Here is a 16,204-nt window from a genome sequence, read left to right as displayed (position 1 = left end):
GAGTGCACGCTGGTAACCGCATGCACCACATGCAGAGGACACATCAGATGAATGTCGCCGTCGTGGGAGGTGGGATTTCCGGGCTGGCCATCGCGCACGGTTTGCGTTCGCGCGGTACGGCTGCCGTGCTCCTGGAGACATCCGCACGTCTTGGAGGCGCGGTGGGCACGCATGCGCGTGCTGGCTACCTGGTGGAGCAAGGCCCCAACAGCTTCCTGGACCGCGAGCCCGCGACGCGAGAACTCGCGGCGGCGCTGAACCTGGAAGGTCGAATCCGGGTCGCCGACCCTTCGGCGAAGCGTCGCTATGTCTACACGCGAGGCAGACTCCGGTCGGTGCCGGCTTCGCCGCCGGCGTTTCTGGCTTCGGACATTCTTCCGCTGGCCGCGCGGCTGCGGGTCGCCGGCGAGCTGTTCTCCGGCCGAGCACCGGAAGGCACGGACGAATCGCTGGCCGCGTTCGGCCGCCGCCACCTGGGCCGCGCGGCGACGCGGGTGCTGCTGGACGCGGTGCAGACGGGCATCTACGCCGGTGACGTGGAGCAACTCAGCGTCGAGGCCACCTTCCCGATGCTGGTGAAGCTGGAGCGCGAGCACCGCAGCCTCATCCTGGGCGCCATCCGCGCGCAGAAGGCCCAGCGCAAGGCGCTGCCCGCGCGGGACGCGCCGAAGCTGACGGGCGCGCTGAGCACGTTCGACGGCGGCCTCCAGGTGCTCATCGACGCGCTGGCCACCTCGCTAGGGGACGCGGCGCACGTGAGCGCGAGGGTGGAAGGCCTGACACGCGTGGATGGCGGATGGAAGCTCGCCGTCGAGGAGCACGGACGCCGCGCGGAGCTGACCGCGAACCACGTGGTGCTGGCGGTTCCCGCGTTTGTCGCCGCGCAGCTGCTGCGCCCCCTGGATGACGCGCTGGCGGAGCAGGTGTCCCGAATCGAGTACGCGCCCATCGCGGTGGTGCACCTGGGCTTCGACGCGGGCGCGCTTCCGGCACCGGATGGCTTCGGCTTCCTGGTGCCCTTCGAGGAGAAGCGGCGGCTCCTGGGCGCCATCCACGCGTCCACCACCTTCCCCTTCCGAGTCGAGGGCGGCCGCGTGCTCTACACCTGCATGGTGGGCGGCGCGCGGCAGCCGGACCTGGTGAAGCGGGATGAAGCGGAGCTCGCGGCGCTGGCGCTCGAGGAGTTGCAGGCCCTGACGGGCGTGACGGCCCGGCCCACCTTCACGGAGGTCTTCCGCTGGCAGCGGGGCATCCCCCAGTACAACGTGGGGCATCTGGCGCGGATGGCGGGCATCGACGCGGCGCTTCAGCGCTGGCCCGGGCTGCACCTGGCGGGCAACGCCTACAAGGGCATTGGCCTCAACGACTGCATCCGTAACGCGGCGCGGCTCGCGGCTGTCCTGGCGGACGAGGGAACCGTTCGGAAATAGCGACTGCGACCGCTCGTTGTCAGGGAGCGACCGCTCGGGCCGGAGGCGTCAGCGTAAACCAGGAAGACGCGTCAGACTGGCAGTGCATGCTTCCCGGAGTCAGGAGCCCCCCGCCATGTTCGCCCTCCCCTCCCCCGTCCTCGTCGTCGCCGCCATCCTCCTCTTCCCCGTCGTCCTCGCCGGCAGCATGCTGCTGGACGCCTTCGAGACGGAGTTGGAGGAGCGCCCGGCGCGGTGACGCGGCCGGCGGTGTAGGCTCCCGTTGGCGCATGCTGGAAACATCGGAAGGCTCCATCGTCCGTGCCACCCTGCGGGCCCTCGTGGAGCCCCGACGGCTGCTGCCCATCCTCGTCATCTCCGCCGCGCTGATAACCGCGCAGGTGCGCTTCAGCCACGCCCCCGTCTGGGCCGCGTTCGGGCTGAGCCTCCTGATGTGCCTGCTCTTCATCGCGGTGGCCCCCGTCTCCTACCGCGTCCTCTTTCCGGAGGGACTGGACCTCAGCCACGGCGGCATCCGGCTCCTGCTCTATGCCACCGTGGGCAGCGGCGTGGTGCTCACCTCCGGCTTCGTGCTGCCGAAGCTCCTGGGCATGGGGCCCACCTTCCTCACGCAGCCCACCAACCTCGCGGTGTGTGGCGCGCTCTTCCTCGTGGGAGGCTGGGGCCTGGGCCGCGACATCGGCTTCGAGGTGAGCCTCACCCGCGAGCGTGCCCGCGCCGCCCGCTTCGCGCTGGAGGCCGAGCAGGCCCAACTCCTCGCGCTGCGCAGCCACCTGGACCCGCACTTCCTCTTCAACACGCTCAACGCCATCGCGGAGTGGTGCCGTGAGGACGGCGCCGTCGCGGAGACCGCCGTGCTGCGGCTGTCCACCATGCTCCGCTCCGTGCTCGCGGGTGTGCGCAGCGCCACCTGGCCCCTGGCCCAGGAGCTGGAGCTCATCCGCACGCTCTTCGACCTGCACCTGCTCCGCGACCCGAACCTCTTCCAGCTGACGCTGAACGTCCCCGCCGGCATGGATGAGATTCCCGTCCCGCCGCTCGTGCTGCTCCCCCTGGCGGAGAACGCGGTGAAGCATGGCCCCGCCGCGGGCCACCGCGGCCCGCTGTCCCTGAACGTCACCACGAGGGGACACGAGGTGGAGGTCGCCATCGAGAACCCGGGCCCCTCGCGAGGGCCTCGCGAGGGCAGCGCTGGCCTGCCCACCGTGGAGCGCCGCCTCGCCCTGGCCTACGGCGGCGCCGCGCGCCTCGTGCTCGACAGCGGCGAAGTGCGCACCCGTGTCACCGTCACCCTGCCCCGCGCGGGCCCCCAACCTGGAGTCCTCACCTGAGCACCCCGCTTCGCGTCCTCATCGCCGATGACGAACTGCTCGCCCGAAAGCGCCTGACGCGGCTGCTCGCGGCGCTCCCGGACACGGAGGTCTGCGGCGAGGCCTCGGACGCGGATGGCGTCCTTTCCGCCGTGCGCGCGGGCGGCGTGGACGTGGTGCTGCTGGACATCCACATGCCCGGCCTCAGCGGCCTGGATGCCCTGGCCCTGCTGCCGGAAGGCGGCCCACGCGTCATCCTCTGCACCGCCCACGCCGAGCACGCCGTGCAGGCCTTCGAACATGGCGCGGTGGACTACGTGCTCAAGCCCGTGGAGCCCGCGCGCCTTCAGAAGGCCCTGGAGCGCGCACGCGCACGCGGTCCGGCCACCTCATCCACGGGCACGGCCAGCAACACACCGAAGCCCCCTGGCACGCCCGTCCGCGGCCTGGGCCGGCTGCCCATTCCCACACGGCAGGGCATCGTCCTGGTGGATCCAGAAGCCATCTCCCACGCGTCGCTGGAGGACGAGCTGGTGACCGTGTTCACCACGCAGGGAGACTTCCTCACCGACTTCACCCTCAACGAGCTGGTGGAGAAGCTGCCGTCCGAGCACTTCCACCGCGTCCACCGCCGCGCGCTGCTCAACCTCACGCACGTGGCGCGACTGGAGCCGCTGGACACAGGTGGCTACCTGGCGCGCACGCTGCGAGGCCACGCGGTGGAGGTGAGCCGTCAGTCCGCGCGCGAGCTGCGGCGCATGCTGGGCCTGCGTCGCGGCGTCGAGGAAGAGGGCTGAAGAAAGACAAAGGCCCGCGCTCCGGTGCATCCGCGCGGGCCCGACTGCGGGTGGCGACTTACTTCACGCGCACTTCGACGCTGACGACCCGGCCACCCTCGTTGCGCGAGAAGATGACGGTGCCGCGCTCCGTCCAGACCGGCCCGAAGCCCGTGCCCAGGCTGTAGGCCGTGGCGACGTCGTAGTTCTTGTCGAAGGTGATGACGCGCACCTCGCCGTCCTCGCCCGGCCGCAGGCTGGTCGTCGTGTAGACGATGATGCGCCGGTCCGCATCCCACTCCACGGTGCCGCCCAGCGCGGGGTTGGGGATGTAGGCCGAGCTGAGCTGCGAGGTGCCCACGTTCGTCAGCTGCTTCAGGTCCTTGCCGTTCTCCTTCACGCGCCACAGCGCGGGCACGCCCGAGCGCCGCGTGGACTGGAACAGCACGTTGCGCCCATCCGGCGTCCACACGGGCTCGCTGTCATCGAAGCCCTGCGTCACCCGGACCGACTTGCCCGAGTTCGCGTTGAGCACGTACAGCTCCGAGCTCCCCACCACGCCGCCCTCGCGGTATCCATCCGGCAGCTTCGCGTACGCCACGCGGCTGCCATCCGGGGACACCTCGGGCGCACCGGTGCGCTGCGCCACCAGGTGCGAAGCGCCCTGGTTGTCCATGCGCATGAGCTGAAGCGAGGTCGTCTGGTACACGATGATGCGCCGGTCGGCGGACTCGGACGACGGCTCCACCAACGACTGGGACGCCACGCCAGGGGACTCAGCGTCCGCGAGCGCCTCCGCTTCCGCCCCACCGCACGCGGCGAGCAGCAGCGAAGAAGCCATCCACATCGCAAGGTTCCTACGGGGACTACGGCAGCGGACGTCAGTCGGATGCATACGGTCCTCTGGGTGGAATCCACCTACCAGCGCGGGGTTGACAGGTTTTACAGTCCGCGCTCACGGGTATTCCAGGTCAGAACACCATAACAACCCGGACCGTCATAAATGATACCCGCCGACTGGACGCGACACCGCCCCACACCGCGTCACGGTGACGCGAAAAGTGCGGGAACCTGGGTCGCGTCCGCGCCAAGGATGTCTGAGAGGACCCGGGACGCCTGGATGGGTACGGCGATGCCAGCGCGCGCGCACCGCGCGGCTTCGTCCAGGGTGAGCGAAGGCGTGGAACAGTAGGACTCACGCCAGTGCTCGGCGAGCCGCCGGGAGAAGGCCACGCGCAGGGCCTCCACCTTCGCCTCGAGCCAGGCCTCGGCCAGGGTGAAGTTCGGCCGCTGGGGCCTCACGTTGCCTTCCTTGAAGGTGACGTCGTGCTCGTGGCCGGACTCGGAGAGCTGGTCCTGCAACGTCACGGTGAAGGGCCCGCGCCGGGCGTCCAACACCACGGACGAAGCCACCGCGACGTGGTGCGCCTGCGACAGCCGCAGCGCGTGGTACTCGAAGGTCCTGGGGACGTCGCGGTACCGCGTGACGGGCACGGAGTAGGTGTGCGTGTGCTTGGTGTACTTCGTCACCTTGCGCGTCTTCGTCTTTCCCTTCGAGTCGGTGTACTCCTCCTCCGCCTCGTAGGGCTCCTCGATGGTCTCCGTGCGGTCCTCGTGGTCCGTGTACGGCACGCTCTCCGTCCACGGCGCGGTCAGCTCCACGGGGTGGCTGTCGCGCTGGGTGACGAAGCGTCCCTCCAGGCTGAACACCGGCCGCGCCGAGCCTCCCGGCGCGAACCAGGGCGAGGACTCGAAAGCCTGGGTGAGCCGGGCCTCCAACTGCGCCTGCTGTGCCTCGTCCAGGCCCTCCACGGTGCCCGTCCAGGAAGGCGGGCCGAACAGCTCGGGCGCCGTCGCGGGGCGCGGCGCGTACTCCCGCCAGTGGCCGCAGTAGCGGAACACCAGCTCGCGCCAGTGCGGACTGTCATCCGTGCTGGTGTCCCGCAGCCGCTGGCAGGACGTCTTGCCACTCTGGAGCACCAGCCACTCCATGTCGCGGGAGATGAGGGCCAGCTCGCGGTGCGCCAGCAGCGGCTGCTTGCGCTGCAATGACTGCTCCGCCGTGAGCGCGTGTCCCTGCCGCGCGGGATTGCCGATGAGCCGCTGGAGATGACGGCGTGTGCCATCCACCTCCTCGCGCAGGGAGCTCTCCAAGCCGCCATTCAGCTTCGAGTTCCATGCCGTCCGGTGGTTCAGGAAGCGCAGGAGCCACGCCTCCGCTTCTTCGTCATCCCCTTCCAGGCGCGCCTCCCGCGCGTTGCTCAGCAACTGCGCCAGCGCGCGCGAGCGCAGGTCCTCGCGCGCCAGGAGAAGCTCCTGGTCATAGGGGCTCTGCCGGATGAGGTCGTCGTAGATGGCCGCGGCCTCCACGAACATGCCCTTTTGCGCCAGGGAGTCCGCGCGGCCGCGCAGGGTGGTACAGGCACACAGAACCAACAAGGAGACGAGGAGGAGCCGGGCCATGGTCACGAAAGCGCAGGTCGCGTGCGTCCGGTGACGGACGCGGCGGCGGGATATTCACGGCGCGCCGCGATTTACCGCACACCTCGGGTGACAGGCTACTCGACCGGCCATGTATGGACAGGCGCTCCGGATTCGGAGCGCTGGAGGTAGCGCTCCAGCATCGCCGCCAGGGCGTCCTGCCGGGGCATTTGTGACTCCAGCCGCGCCAGCATCTGCCGCTGCCATGTCGCGCCCGTCCGTCGCAGCACGGCGCGCTGTTCGATGATGCCCAGCAGCGTGTCCGCCTCCTCCGCGTCCACGCCCGCGCGAACCAGGCCCTCGCGGGCTTCGGGGAGCAGCCGCTTCACCAGCTCCGTCGCCGCCACGGGCTGGGGACTGGGCGCCGTGGCGGAGGGCCACAGCAGCTCCGCGTCCAGCCCCTGCCGCGCGGCGCGGATGAAGTTGCCGTACGCGTGGACGAAGGGCAGCGCGGGCAGCAGCGCGTCCACGCGCTCGGCCAGCGCCAGCGTGAGGCCCAGCAGGAAGGCGCCGTTGGCCATCATGTCCACCAGCGTGGGCCCGGCGGGAAGGGCGCGGAACTCGATGCGCAGGTGGCCTCCATCCTTCGGGTCGTAGATGGCGCGGTTCCAGCTCCACACCGTGCTCTGGTGCAGGCGCAGCTCATCCAGGTCAGGCACCTCGCCCGCCGCCACGCGCTCGCGCAGGGGCTCGTCGCCCGACACCGGCAACAGCGGTGGATGCAGCGCCACCGCTTCGGCGAACAACTCGTAGGCGCCCTCGCGCACCCAGCCATGGCCGAACGACACGCGCGCGTGGGGCTGGAAGCCGCCTTCTCCGGGCTCGCCCCGGTCGTCCACCGCTTGCCGGAACAGGGCCACGCGCGTCTCGTCCCACAGCTTCCGTCCCAGGAAGAGCGGCGAGTTGCCCGCCGCCGCCAGCACCGGCGCCGTGGCGAGCTGCGCGGCGTTGTACATGCGCGCGAAGTCACCAGGCGCCACGCGCAGGTGGTACTGGAGCGACGTGTTCGCGCCCTCCAGCGTCACGTCCTTCCAGGTGAGCGACAGTGCCTCCTCCTCGCCCCGAATCGACACCTGGAATGGCGCGGCCCGGCGCTGACGGATGGCGGTGGACATGGCGCGATAGCGCGGCTCGCTCGTGAGCGCGCCACTGCCCAAATCCGCCTCGCGCAAGGTGGGGAGGATGCCGATGACGGCCACGCGCGCGCCCTGCGTGGACGCGGCCCGGCGCACCGCGCCCACCGCGCTCTCCACCTCCTGGCGCAGCGCACTGAAGGACCTGCCGGCCAGCGGACAGGGACGCAGGTTCACCTCCAGGTTGAAGGCATCCAGCTCCAGCGTCACGCGGGGGTCCTCCGCGCGCGCCAGCACCGCTCGGTTCACTGGCAGTGGGAAGCCCAGGCGATCCACGAGGTACAGCTCCAGCTCCGCGCCCACGGTCGGCGCGCCCGCGCCGAACCCCGGACGCGCCAGGAGTGCCCGCAGCGCCTCCAGGCTCTCCGCCAACCGCCGGGAGAAACGCGCGTGGTCCTCCGGGCGGAATTCCTCCTGATGGATGGCCATCCCCATGAAGGCTCAAGGTAGGCATGGCCGCCTGCTTCCGCCCCAGCGCCCGGGAGCCCGCCTGCCCGGCCACCAGGCACCTGCCAGACCGCCCCGCAGGGCAGGGTCAATGTCCACGAATGGCACCGGGCACGGGTAGGTACGCCCGCGCCCGGTGTGTTATCTCGGGGCCTCGTCATGCCGTCCGACACGTCCGCCAACCTGTACGATTTGACGCGGCCCGCGCTGGGGGCGCTGCTCTCCGGTTGGGGCTTCGGCCCCTACCACCGCGACCAGCTCTGGACCGCGCTGTACCGCCGGCACGCGACCACTTTCGACGAACTGGACGGCCTCAAGCCGGAGCTGCTGCGCATGCTGCGCGAGCACACGCGCCTGGGCCAGCTGGCCACCCACCACGAGTCCTTCAGCAGCGACGGCTTCACGCACAAGCTGCTGCTGCGCCTGGATGACGGGCAGACCATTGAAACCGTGCTGATGCGGTTCAAGGGCCGCGCCACGGTGTGCATCAGCACGCAGGCCGGCTGCGCCATGGGCTGCGTCTTCTGCGCCACCGGGCAGATGGGGCTCTCACGCCACCTGACGCCCGGCGAAATCGTGGGGCAGATACTCCACGTCAACCGCATCCTGCGCGCCTCCGGCGAGACGCTGCGCAACGTCGTCCTCATGGGCATGGGCGAGCCGCTCCACAACTACGAGCACACGATGTCCGCGGTGGACGTGCTGGTGGATGCGCTGGGGCTCGCCATGGGCCCACGCTTCATCACGCTCAGCACCGTGGGCGTGGTGCCCGGCATCCGGCGGCTCGCGGATGAAGAGCGCCCCATCCACCTGGCCGTCAGCCTCCATGGCGCCACCGACGCCGAACGCGCGGCGCTGGTCCCCGCGGGGCGCCGCTGGCCCCTCAACGAGCTGATGGACGCGTGCCGCTACTACAGCGAGAAGCGCAAGCGCCGCATCTTCTTCGAGTGGACGCTCATCTCCGGCCGCAACGACACCGCCGAACACGCGCACACGCTGGGCCTGCTGCTGCGCGGCATGGACGCGCACGTCAACGTCATCCCCCTCAACCCCACGGTGGGTTACGACGGCGGCCCCAGCCGTCCGGAGTCCGTGCGCGCCTTCCAGGACGTGCTCGCCTCCTATGACGTGCCCAGCACGGTGCGTCAGCGCCGGGGCATCGACATCGACGCGGGCTGTGGCCAGCTCAAGGCCACCGTGGAGCGACGTTCACGCCGTTCACTTCCCACCAGCGCCTGACGCATTCCTGAAGGCCCCAAGCCTGCTGTCCGCCCAGGCCCCGGGTACGAGCGCACTGTCTCGAACGTCGAAGCGCCCGAGCGCCGCGCGAGGACAGCTCACGCTCGCATGGCCGCCACACCGCGTGCGCTTCGCGCGAAGCGCACGCGCCGTGACGCGAAGGTCCATCCGTCAGGGTCCTGAGTTACACCCCAAGCGGTGCGCCGTGTCGGTGGCGGACGCCCATGTCGATTGCGGGTGGTGCCCCTTGCACGCGACACGGCCATGGGCACATTCTTTCCATCGGCTTCCCCGGGGAGGTGGGCGATGCTTTCCATCCAGGAGCACGCAACGGTGGATGAGGCGAGCAGTGAGCTGCTCGACTTCGTTCTCAAGCCGTACAACTGGCTGTCACTGCCACGAACAGGCATGGACCCGGCAGCATGGCCCGGGCAGAACACGCTCTATCAGCGCCGCGTGGGGTCGCTGCGTATCTGCGCGTCCGTGGACGTGGCGGCCACGCTGGACGTTTTCCTGCACATCGCCTTCCGTGCACCGGGACTCACACCGGTGAAGGCGGCGGACTACCTGGAAAACTTCCTCAAGCAGCGGCTGCCACTGACGCCCAACTCCGAATGGCAGGTGGAGGTGGACGAGCGCCGGTGGATTCACTTCTCGCGGCGCTACGCGGGCCCTCACCTCAAGGCGTGAGCGGCTCCAGCCGGTAGTGGCGCAGCGGCTGCGCCACATTCTTCACGGGTGTCTCCGTCAGGGGCCCGAAGCGCAGGCCCTGGAAGAAGGGCTCATCCGAGCCCACCAGCGCGGCATGCACGCTGTCCATCACCAGCGTCTCCCGGAAACCCGCCAGTGACTGGAGGCGGGCCGCCTGGTTCATGCCGCTGGAGAAGGCCGTGTACTGACGGTTGGGCCCGAAGAGGCCGCAGTTGGCGTGCGCCAGGTTGACGCCCACCGCCACCCCCAGGCCCGGCAGCTTCACGCGCTCACACAGCGCCGCCACTTCCTCGCGCGCGCCCAGCGACGCGGTGAAGGCCTGGATGTCACACGCGGCCCGCACCGCCGCCTGCGCGCGCTCGCGTGGCGTGCCCTTGAAGAAGGGCGGCCCGAAGAGGCCGATGACACAGTCACCGACCATCTTGTCGAACACGCCGCCGTGCTCCCAGATGCAGCCCACGGCGCGCTGGCTCCACTCGTCCACGAAGCGGCCGATGTTGCGCGGGCTGTCGAAGCCCCGCTCGCAGATGCGGGTGAAGCCGTTGATGTCCGCGAAGAGGATGCCCACCTCCTGGTCCTGCGCCCGCAGGTACTGGGCATAGGCGGGGTCGTGCAACAACGCGTCGATGATGGCGTTGGGGAAGAACTGCGACAGGTGGATGCGCTCGCGGTTGTAGTCCTGGAGCCGCTGACTCAGCGTGGACGCCAGCACCCGGATGAGGTCCATGGCGTAGGTGGAGAAGCCGTTGTCGTTCCACACGACAATCTTCCCCAGCGGGCCATGCGCGGCGGCGCCGGAGATGAGCACGGCCTCGGTGGTGCGGCCGGAGAAGAGCCGCCGCAGCGTGGACTCCTCGCTCAGGAGCAGCCGGGGGCCGTGCTGGCGGATGGCCGCCTCCAACCCCGCATGGGGCTGCTCGCCGCTTTCGAACTCCAGGTGCCCATTGCGGTAGGTGCGGTAGTGCAGCACGTGCGGCTGCACCGCGTCCCGGTACAACAGCAGGAAGCCTGGCAGGCGCACGCGCTGCGCCAGCGTCAGCACGGCCAGGTCCATGCCCGCTTCGAAGACGGGGTTGGCCAGATGGTTGTTGCACTGGAGGATGAGCTGGTGCTTCTCCGACGCGGTGTGCACCAGGCACAACACCGTGTCGAGCTGCTCCGCCACGGTGTCCAGCACGCGTAGCAGGCGCGAGGAGACATCCGGCGCGGTGGCGTCGTTCGCGAAGAGCAGGCCGAACACGCCCACGCGCGTTCCCGCCACGTCCAGGGGCTGGCTGACCAGGGTGTCCGCCCCCAACCGGCGCACGCCCACGGCGCCTTCCAGCAGCGCGCCGGGGTGGCGGTCGCTCCAGTCCCCCTCGTTCCACGTCTGCTCCACCAGCTCCTCGTCGCGCGTGGTGATGGCCACGGCCTTGGCGCCGGTGAGCGAGAGCACCAACGGGAAGCAGCGCTTGAAGGTCTGCGTCAGCGTCTCGCGCTCGCGCAGGCTATCCTCCAAGGCGTCATCCACCGCGCGCTGGAGGGTGCGCAGCGCCTTGTACTCCTCCAGGGTGATGTCGGTCATGGGCTGCCCTTCTATCGCCGCCCGGGCGGTGCTGTCATAGGGTGGGCGTCTGTTGCTGGCCGCCGGACACCTGCCCGTCCGCCACGTCGATGAGCCAGTACCCCTCGTGCCCGGATTCAGTGGAGGAGCCCGCGCCGAAGACATGGGGCCGGTCGGCGGTGGCGGGATGGTGGTAGCGCCGGTGGATGTGGCCGTGCAGCACCGCGTAACGCGGGCCCGGCAGCAGCTTCAGCAAAGCCTCCGCGTCCCGGAGGCCATGGTGCCAGCGGTCCGGTCGCCCATGGGGATTGAGCGGCGCGTGGTGCACCACCACCAGGATGGCGCGGCCCTCCAACCGGGCGTCCGTCAGCAGCGCGGCCAGGCCACCGAGCTGAGCCTCGCCGATGACGCCGTAGGACAGGCCCGGCGTGCGCGGCACACGGGCGGACAGCAGCCCCACCACCGCGGCCTCGGTGCCCAGCAACCGGACGAAGGGAAAGGCGCCCTCGCGGCGGTACTCCGGCAGGTCGCTCTCCAGCAGGTGGCCGAAGTACTTCGCGAAGCGCCCGGTCCGGTGGCTCCCGGGCGTGAAGACGTCGTGATTGCCGGGGATGACGGTGCAGCGGCGGGGGTCCTCCGCCAGCGCGCCCAGGGACTGGCGGGCGCCGCTGAACTCACCGTCCAGCGCGTACGCCGTCAGGTCGCCGGAGAGGATGAAATGGTCCACCTGCGCGGCCTGCGCGTCCCGGGCAATGGCGGCCAGCGCCTGGGGCGCGCGCGCGTACCGCCGGGCGCGGCCTCCCACGGTGAGCTCCGCCAGGGCCACCCAACGTCGCCAGCCCAGCCGGTGCAGCGGAAGCGCGAAGTAGTCCTCGGTGATGTGGACGTCGGAGCAGTGGGCGATGCGCATCGAGGGGTTTTCCGCCAATCACGACGAACGTAGCACCCACCCCCGGGGGCGTCGACGAAGCAGGCCACGGGCACTGCGACGGGCCCCCGCGTCGGTTATGGTCCCCCGCGACGATGATTCGCTCCGCGTGCCCGCACGCCCTCTTGCCCCACGGCCTCCGGGGGCGCCCATGAGCCTGGTCCGAGGCCGCTTCGCGCCCAGCCCCACCGGGCGCATGCACCTGGGAAACATCCGCAGCGCGCTGCTCGGCTGGCTCCAGGCGAGGGCGGCCCACGGCCGCTTCCTGCTGCGCATCGAGGACCTGGACCGCGCGCGCTGCAAGCCGCAGTACGTCGACGACCTGCTGCGCGACATGGAATGGCTGGGGCTGGACTGGGACGAGCAGCCCCTCTTCCAGAGCCAACGGGACGGCCTCTACCGCGACGCCCAGGCGCGGCTGGAACAAGCAGGGCGCGTGTATCCCTGCTTCTGCACACGCGCGGAGATTGCACGGGCCGCCAGCGCGCCTCACGGTCTCTCCGACGAAGGCCCCCGTTACCCGGGCACCTGCGCGCAACTCACCCGCGAACAGATTTCCGAGCGCGCCCGCACGCGCGCGCCCGCGTACCGCTTCCGCGCGAGCTCCGGCGAGGTCCGCTTCGTGGACGGCTTGCAGGGCCCGTACTCGCAAGACGTGGACGCGGTGGTGGGCGACTTCGTCGTGCGGCGCAACGACGGCGTGTCCAGCTACCAGCTCGCGGTGGTGGTGGACGACGCGGCCACGGACATCACCCACGTGCTGCGCGGGGACGACCTGCTCTCCTCCACGCCCCGGCAGCTCCAGCTCTACACGTCGCTGGACTTGCGCGCGCCCGAGTTCCTCCACGTCCCGCTGGTGTTGGGAGAAGACGGCAAGCGGCTCGCCAAGCGCGAGGGTGCCTTCGCGCTCGCGGAGTTGCGTGAGCGTGGCGTGGCTCCCGAGCGGGTGCTGGGCCTGCTCGCCTCATGGAGTGGATGGGGAGACGGAGGCCCCCTGACGCTCGCCGAGCTGGTGCACAGCTTCCGTCCCGAAAGACTGCCGCGCACGCCTGTCGTCGCGGGCGAGGCCGCGCTCCGAGAAGCACTCGGCCTGGGGTGAGCCCGGGCTCCGCCCTCCTCCACGGGGAGCCATCCGGAAACGGCGGAATCGTGCGTCCGCTGCCCCATGCCCATGTTTGCCGCGAACATGAGCGCCTTCTCCGCTCGGGGCGCTCTCAGGCATCAGGAGGGGCAGCACCATGGCAGCCATCGTCGAGAACCAAGCGCCCGGCGACATCTCCGCCGTCGCGGGCAACCCCTACAAGCTGAGCTGGGGCGCCATCTTCGGAGGCGCCTTTGTCGCCCTGGCCCTGTGGCTTCTGCTGAACTCGCTCGGCCTGGCGCTCGGGCTGTCGTCGATAAACCCCAATGACCCGGGCAGCGCCCGGGCCGCGGGCATCGGCACCGGCATCTGGAGTGCCATCGCGCCGCTCATCGCCCTCTTCTGCGGCGGCTTCGTCGCCGCGCGCTCCGCGGGCCGGCTGGACAAGGGCGGCGGTGCGCTGCACGGCGCGGTGATGTGGGGCCTGACGACGCTGGTGGGCACCGCCTTGCTGGGCATGCTGCTGTCGTCCGTCATCGGCACCGCGCTGCGCGCGGGCGGCGCGGTGGTGGGGGCCACCGGCTCGGCGGTGGCGGGCGCGGCATCGGGAGGCGGACAGGCCGCGCAGGCCTTCGGGTTGGACGCCAATGACGCGCTCGGCCCCATCAACCGGCGCCTCCAGGCGGAGGGAAAGCCGACCATCACCGCCAACCAACTCCAGTCCGCCACGTCCGAAGTCCTCAGCACCGCCCTGCGTACTGGCAACCTCGACCAGGAGGTGCTCGTCACCTCCATCGCGGACAACACGCGCCTGTCGCGCCAGGACGCGCGGGAGATCGCGGGCCGGGTGAGCGACCAGTTCACCGCGTTCCGGGGCAAGGTCGGCCAGATGGGCCAGCAGCTCCAGCAGGGCGCGCTGCAGGCGGCGGAGCCCACCAGCCGAGTCTTCTGGGGCATCTTCGCGTCACTGCTGCTGGGCCTCATCTCCGCGATGCTCGGCGCCACCGTGGGCGTGAGCCGCCGCCAGCGCATCGCCGCTGAAGGCGCCGTCATCACCACGCCGCCCACCCGCCCCACGGAGCCCCCCCTGCCCCGCCGCGAGGTGTATCCGTAGGGGAAGGCCGCGCGGCCGTGAGCGCCGTCCCCGAGGGCTCACGGCCGTCGCCTTCCACACACCCCGCGCAGCGCCCGCACGTGCGCATGCGCTAACATTCCCCCCGACGAGGCGGCGGGCCCAGGCACGCGGCGGCCTCGCGCGCCTTTCGGGGGGACACCCATGAACCGGAGCACCACGTACCTGCTGTGTCTCACCGCGCTGGCCGCCGTCTCCAGCGGCTGCTTCCTGCGCACGGGCTACATCCTCGACGCACTGAACACACCCGGGGACCCGCAGGCGGCGCCGCTGCCCGTGCCCATCCAGGAGCGCGCGGCGCGCCTCACCCGCACGCACCTGGTGGACGCCTACGCCGACCCCGCCGAAGCCGCGCGCTGGATGTCCGCGATGGGCAACGCGCCCCAGCCCATCCTCGAGCAACTGGACTGCCTGAAGCAGAGCGCGGGCGGCAGCAACAGCGAGTGCTACGAGCGATTCCTCAAGACAGCCATGGAGACGCCGCAGTGGGGCCTGCCGTCGCTGCCCACCACGGTGGACCCCGCCGCGCCCTCACCGCGCGAAGTGGACGCCGCGCGCTTCCTGGCCAACACGCTGGGCATCGCCGCGTCGCTGGTGGCCCTGCGTGATGCCCAGGGAGACCGCGTGCCCATCCAGGTGCTCGCCCGTGGAATCCGCGAAGGCGCCGAGTCCGCCGCGCAGTACGTCAGCGTCCGCAAGTGGAACCGCACGCTGGGACGCCCATCCAACGCCCTTGTCCTGAGCGGCGGCGGAGCCAATGGCGCGTTCAGCGCGGGGGCCATCTGGCGGCTGCTCGGCGTGCTGGAGCAGTGCCGCGGCAAGCCGGCGCCGGAGGGTTGTGGAGACGCGCGTATCGACCTGGCGGCGGGCAGCAGCACCGGCGCGCTCATCAGCACGCTGGTGGACCTGTTCCACACGCCGGGCCACGAAGAGGCCGCGCGCCAACTGCTCATTAGCAACTACACCTGCGCGGTGGAGTCGGACCTGTACTGCGTCAACAACACCTGGATTTGGAAGATTGCCTCCAACCTGCGTGGCCTGGTCCAGTTCGACGGCATCTACGGCAAGCTCCGCGCAGCGGTGGTCCCCGAGCAGCTCACCAACGGCACGGAGCTGGTGGCCGTCTCCGTGGACTTCGACACGGGTGACGTCTTCGGCATCAGCGACCAGGACCCGGCGAACTTCGACCCGAACGCCACCGAACAGCAGCGCGTGGAGGGCATCATCAACGGCGTCGTCGCCTCCATCGTGGAGCCCGTGCTCGCAGACCCGGTGCCGTGGCTGCCGTCACACACCGGGAGGATAAGGGGCTCCTTCTTCGACGGCGGCGTGCGCTCTGGACTGCCGCTGCTCCAAGCCGTTCAGCGCGGTGCCGAGCGCGTGCTGGTCATCTCCACCGGCGGCGTGGAGCCGTCACCAGAGAACCCGCCGGACAACGCCGTCAGCGTGCTGATGCGCACCATCGATCTGTTCGTCGCCCAGCCGCGCGTGGGTGAGGTGCAGCAGGGGGAGATGGCCGCCGTGGGCCGGCGCTTCGCGGAGTACAACGTCTGCGTGGAGCGCCTGGCGAACGTGGCCGACGCCGCCAGCGTCAACGCCTTCTGCCGCCGCACGGGCACGGGCTTCGTCCCGCGCGAGCCCGGGGCCCTCAAGGCGGCCACCAGCATGTGGCTGGGCTCCGCCCGCTTCGACCAGGTGGCCTCCAGCTGGCGTTCGTCGTGGATGTTCCGTCCGGACTCGCAGCTCCAGACGGCCAGCGGCTACGGCTTCTCGCCGGAGGTCATGCGGCCGCTGTTCAAGGAAGGCGTGAAGCACTTCCAGCAGCGTTGCCATGAAGTGCTGCGCCTCTTCGAGATTCAGGGCACGCTGGCCGCCTCGGAGTGCGATAAGCCGGTGGACGACGCGGTGTCGGAAGCCGAGGCGCGGTTCGCTCCACTGGCCCAGTGCACGAAGGGCAAGCCCGAGCAGCGCTCGTGCAAGTGAGCCCTGGAGG

At 70.6% G+C, this 16,204-nt stretch carries 14 protein-coding genes; 9 read left to right on the top strand and 5 right to left on the bottom strand.

All coding sequences use genetic code 11. From position 1 onward, the window contains the following. Positions 1-20 precede the first annotated feature (20 nt). The 4 genes from hemG (at position 21) to OZ403_RS06345 (ending at position 3,537) form a co-directional block, all read left to right on the top strand. Entirely contained in the window at positions 21-1,430 is a 1,410-nt protein-coding gene (gene hemG, locus OZ403_RS06360; RefSeq protein WP_268783702.1) for a protoporphyrinogen oxidase, read from the top strand. A 115-nt stretch (positions 1,431-1,545) separates the two neighbouring features. Beyond that, entirely contained in the window at positions 1,546-1,668 is a 123-nt protein-coding gene (locus OZ403_RS06355; RefSeq protein WP_002635343.1) for a hypothetical protein, read from the top strand. Between the two features lie 31 nt (positions 1,669-1,699). Beyond that, positions 1,700-2,761, top strand: coding sequence for a sensor histidine kinase (locus OZ403_RS06350; RefSeq protein ID WP_140797465.1), 1,062 nt, complete (start codon positions 1,700-1,702; stop codon positions 2,759-2,761). Continuing rightward, positions 2,758-3,537 carry a LytR/AlgR family response regulator transcription factor gene (locus OZ403_RS06345; protein ID WP_140797464.1) on the top strand — a complete coding sequence of 260 codons (780 nt, stop codon included), beginning with the start codon at positions 2,758-2,760 and terminating at the stop codon, positions 3,535-3,537. Before OZ403_RS06350 ends, OZ403_RS06345 begins: the two co-directional genes overlap by 4 nt. Positions 3,538-3,595: 58 nt before the next feature. On the opposite strand, the gene OZ403_RS06340 is transcribed toward OZ403_RS06345, so the two are convergent. The 3 genes from OZ403_RS06340 to OZ403_RS06330 all read right to left on the bottom strand — a co-directional run bounded on the left by OZ403_RS06340 (position 3,596) and on the right by OZ403_RS06330 (position 7,565). Further along, positions 3,596-4,357: a hypothetical protein gene (locus tag OZ403_RS06340; protein ID WP_237078085.1), complete on the bottom strand. Its 762-nt coding sequence runs from the start codon at positions 4,355-4,357 to the stop codon at positions 3,596-3,598. A 203-nt stretch (positions 4,358-4,560) separates the two neighbouring features. After that, on the bottom strand, positions 4,561-5,979 hold the full coding sequence (locus tag OZ403_RS06335) for a hypothetical protein (RefSeq protein ID WP_268783701.1): 1,419 nt from the start codon (positions 5,977-5,979) through the stop codon (positions 4,561-4,563). A 95-nt stretch (positions 5,980-6,074) separates the two neighbouring features. Further along, positions 6,075-7,565 carry a glutamate-cysteine ligase family protein gene (locus OZ403_RS06330; RefSeq protein WP_268783700.1) on the bottom strand — a complete coding sequence of 497 codons (1,491 nt, stop codon included), beginning with the start codon at positions 7,563-7,565 and terminating at the stop codon, positions 6,075-6,077. Between the two features lie 171 nt (positions 7,566-7,736). On the opposite strand from OZ403_RS06330, the gene rlmN reads away from it, so the two are divergent. Both rlmN and OZ403_RS06320 read left to right on the top strand, forming a co-directional pair. Continuing rightward, positions 7,737-8,816, top strand: a complete 1,080-nt coding sequence (gene rlmN, locus OZ403_RS06325) for a 23S rRNA (adenine(2503)-C(2))-methyltransferase RlmN (protein ID WP_140788217.1) — start codon at positions 7,737-7,739, stop codon at positions 8,814-8,816. Positions 8,817-9,122: 306 nt separating this feature from the next. Next, positions 9,123-9,506: a hypothetical protein gene (locus OZ403_RS06320; protein WP_140788215.1), complete on the top strand. Its 384-nt coding sequence runs from the start codon at positions 9,123-9,125 to the stop codon at positions 9,504-9,506. Here OZ403_RS06320 and OZ403_RS06315 read toward each other — a convergent pair. Both OZ403_RS06315 and OZ403_RS06310 read right to left on the bottom strand, forming a co-directional pair. Next, positions 9,496-11,091, bottom strand: coding sequence for an adenylate/guanylate cyclase domain-containing protein (locus tag OZ403_RS06315; protein ID WP_140797461.1), 1,596 nt, complete (start codon positions 11,089-11,091; stop codon positions 9,496-9,498). The two genes, OZ403_RS06320 and OZ403_RS06315, sit on opposite strands and share 11 nt — an antisense overlap. A 34-nt stretch (positions 11,092-11,125) precedes the next feature. Next, a complete protein-coding gene (locus OZ403_RS06310) occupies positions 11,126-11,980 on the bottom strand; it encodes a metallophosphoesterase family protein (protein WP_268783699.1) in 855 nt (284 codons plus the stop codon). 169 nt (positions 11,981-12,149) lie between these two features. On the opposite strand from OZ403_RS06310, the gene gluQRS reads away from it, so the two are divergent. The 3 genes from gluQRS (at position 12,150) to OZ403_RS06295 (ending at position 16,194) form a co-directional block, all read left to right on the top strand. Beyond that, positions 12,150-13,097, top strand: coding sequence for a tRNA glutamyl-Q(34) synthetase GluQRS (gene gluQRS / locus OZ403_RS06305; RefSeq protein ID WP_140788210.1), 948 nt, complete (start codon positions 12,150-12,152; stop codon positions 13,095-13,097). A gap of 139 nt (positions 13,098-13,236) precedes the next feature. Continuing rightward, complete coding sequence (locus OZ403_RS06300; RefSeq protein ID WP_140797459.1) at positions 13,237-14,193, top strand: hypothetical protein; 957 nt, start codon at positions 13,237-13,239, stop codon at positions 14,191-14,193. 162 nt (positions 14,194-14,355) lie between these two features. Then, positions 14,356-16,194, top strand: coding sequence for a patatin-like phospholipase family protein (locus OZ403_RS06295; protein ID WP_268783698.1), 1,839 nt, complete (start codon positions 14,356-14,358; stop codon positions 16,192-16,194). Positions 16,195-16,204: the final 10 nt, after the last annotated feature.

Source organism: Myxococcus sp. NMCA1, from assembly GCF_026810205.1.
Classification (GTDB): domain Bacteria; phylum Myxococcota; class Myxococcia; order Myxococcales; family Myxococcaceae; genus Myxococcus; species Myxococcus xanthus_A.
The sequence above is the reverse complement of the archived record's forward strand: the minus strand, read 5'-3'. Positions and strand labels throughout refer to the sequence as shown.

Coding starts and splice junctions, on each gene's coding strand:
- hemG (WP_268783702.1), top strand. CDS start 21: ATGCACCACATGCAGAGGACACATCAGATGAATGTCGCCGTCGTGGGA.
- OZ403_RS06355 (WP_002635343.1), top strand. CDS start 1,546: ATGTTCGCCCTCCCCTCCCCCGTCCTCGTCGTCGCCGCCATCCTCCTC.
- OZ403_RS06350 (WP_140797465.1), top strand. CDS start 1,700: ATGCTGGAAACATCGGAAGGCTCCATCGTCCGTGCCACCCTGCGGGCC.
- OZ403_RS06340 (WP_237078085.1), bottom strand. CDS start 4,357: ATGGCTTCTTCGCTGCTGCTCGCCGCGTGCGGTGGGGCGGAAGCGGAG.
- OZ403_RS06335 (WP_268783701.1), bottom strand. CDS start 5,979: ATGGCCCGGCTCCTCCTCGTCTCCTTGTTGGTTCTGTGTGCCTGTACC.
- OZ403_RS06330 (WP_268783700.1), bottom strand. CDS start 7,565: ATGGGGATGGCCATCCATCAGGAGGAATTCCGCCCGGAGGACCACGCG.
- rlmN (WP_140788217.1), top strand. CDS start 7,737: ATGCCGTCCGACACGTCCGCCAACCTGTACGATTTGACGCGGCCCGCG.
- OZ403_RS06320 (WP_140788215.1), top strand. CDS start 9,123: ATGCTTTCCATCCAGGAGCACGCAACGGTGGATGAGGCGAGCAGTGAG.
- OZ403_RS06315 (WP_140797461.1), bottom strand. CDS start 11,091: ATGACCGACATCACCCTGGAGGAGTACAAGGCGCTGCGCACCCTCCAG.
- OZ403_RS06310 (WP_268783699.1), bottom strand. CDS start 11,980: ATGCGCATCGCCCACTGCTCCGACGTCCACATCACCGAGGACTACTTC.
- gluQRS (WP_140788210.1), top strand. CDS start 12,150: ATGAGCCTGGTCCGAGGCCGCTTCGCGCCCAGCCCCACCGGGCGCATG.
- OZ403_RS06300 (WP_140797459.1), top strand. CDS start 13,237: ATGGCAGCCATCGTCGAGAACCAAGCGCCCGGCGACATCTCCGCCGTC.
- OZ403_RS06295 (WP_268783698.1), top strand. CDS start 14,356: ATGAACCGGAGCACCACGTACCTGCTGTGTCTCACCGCGCTGGCCGCC.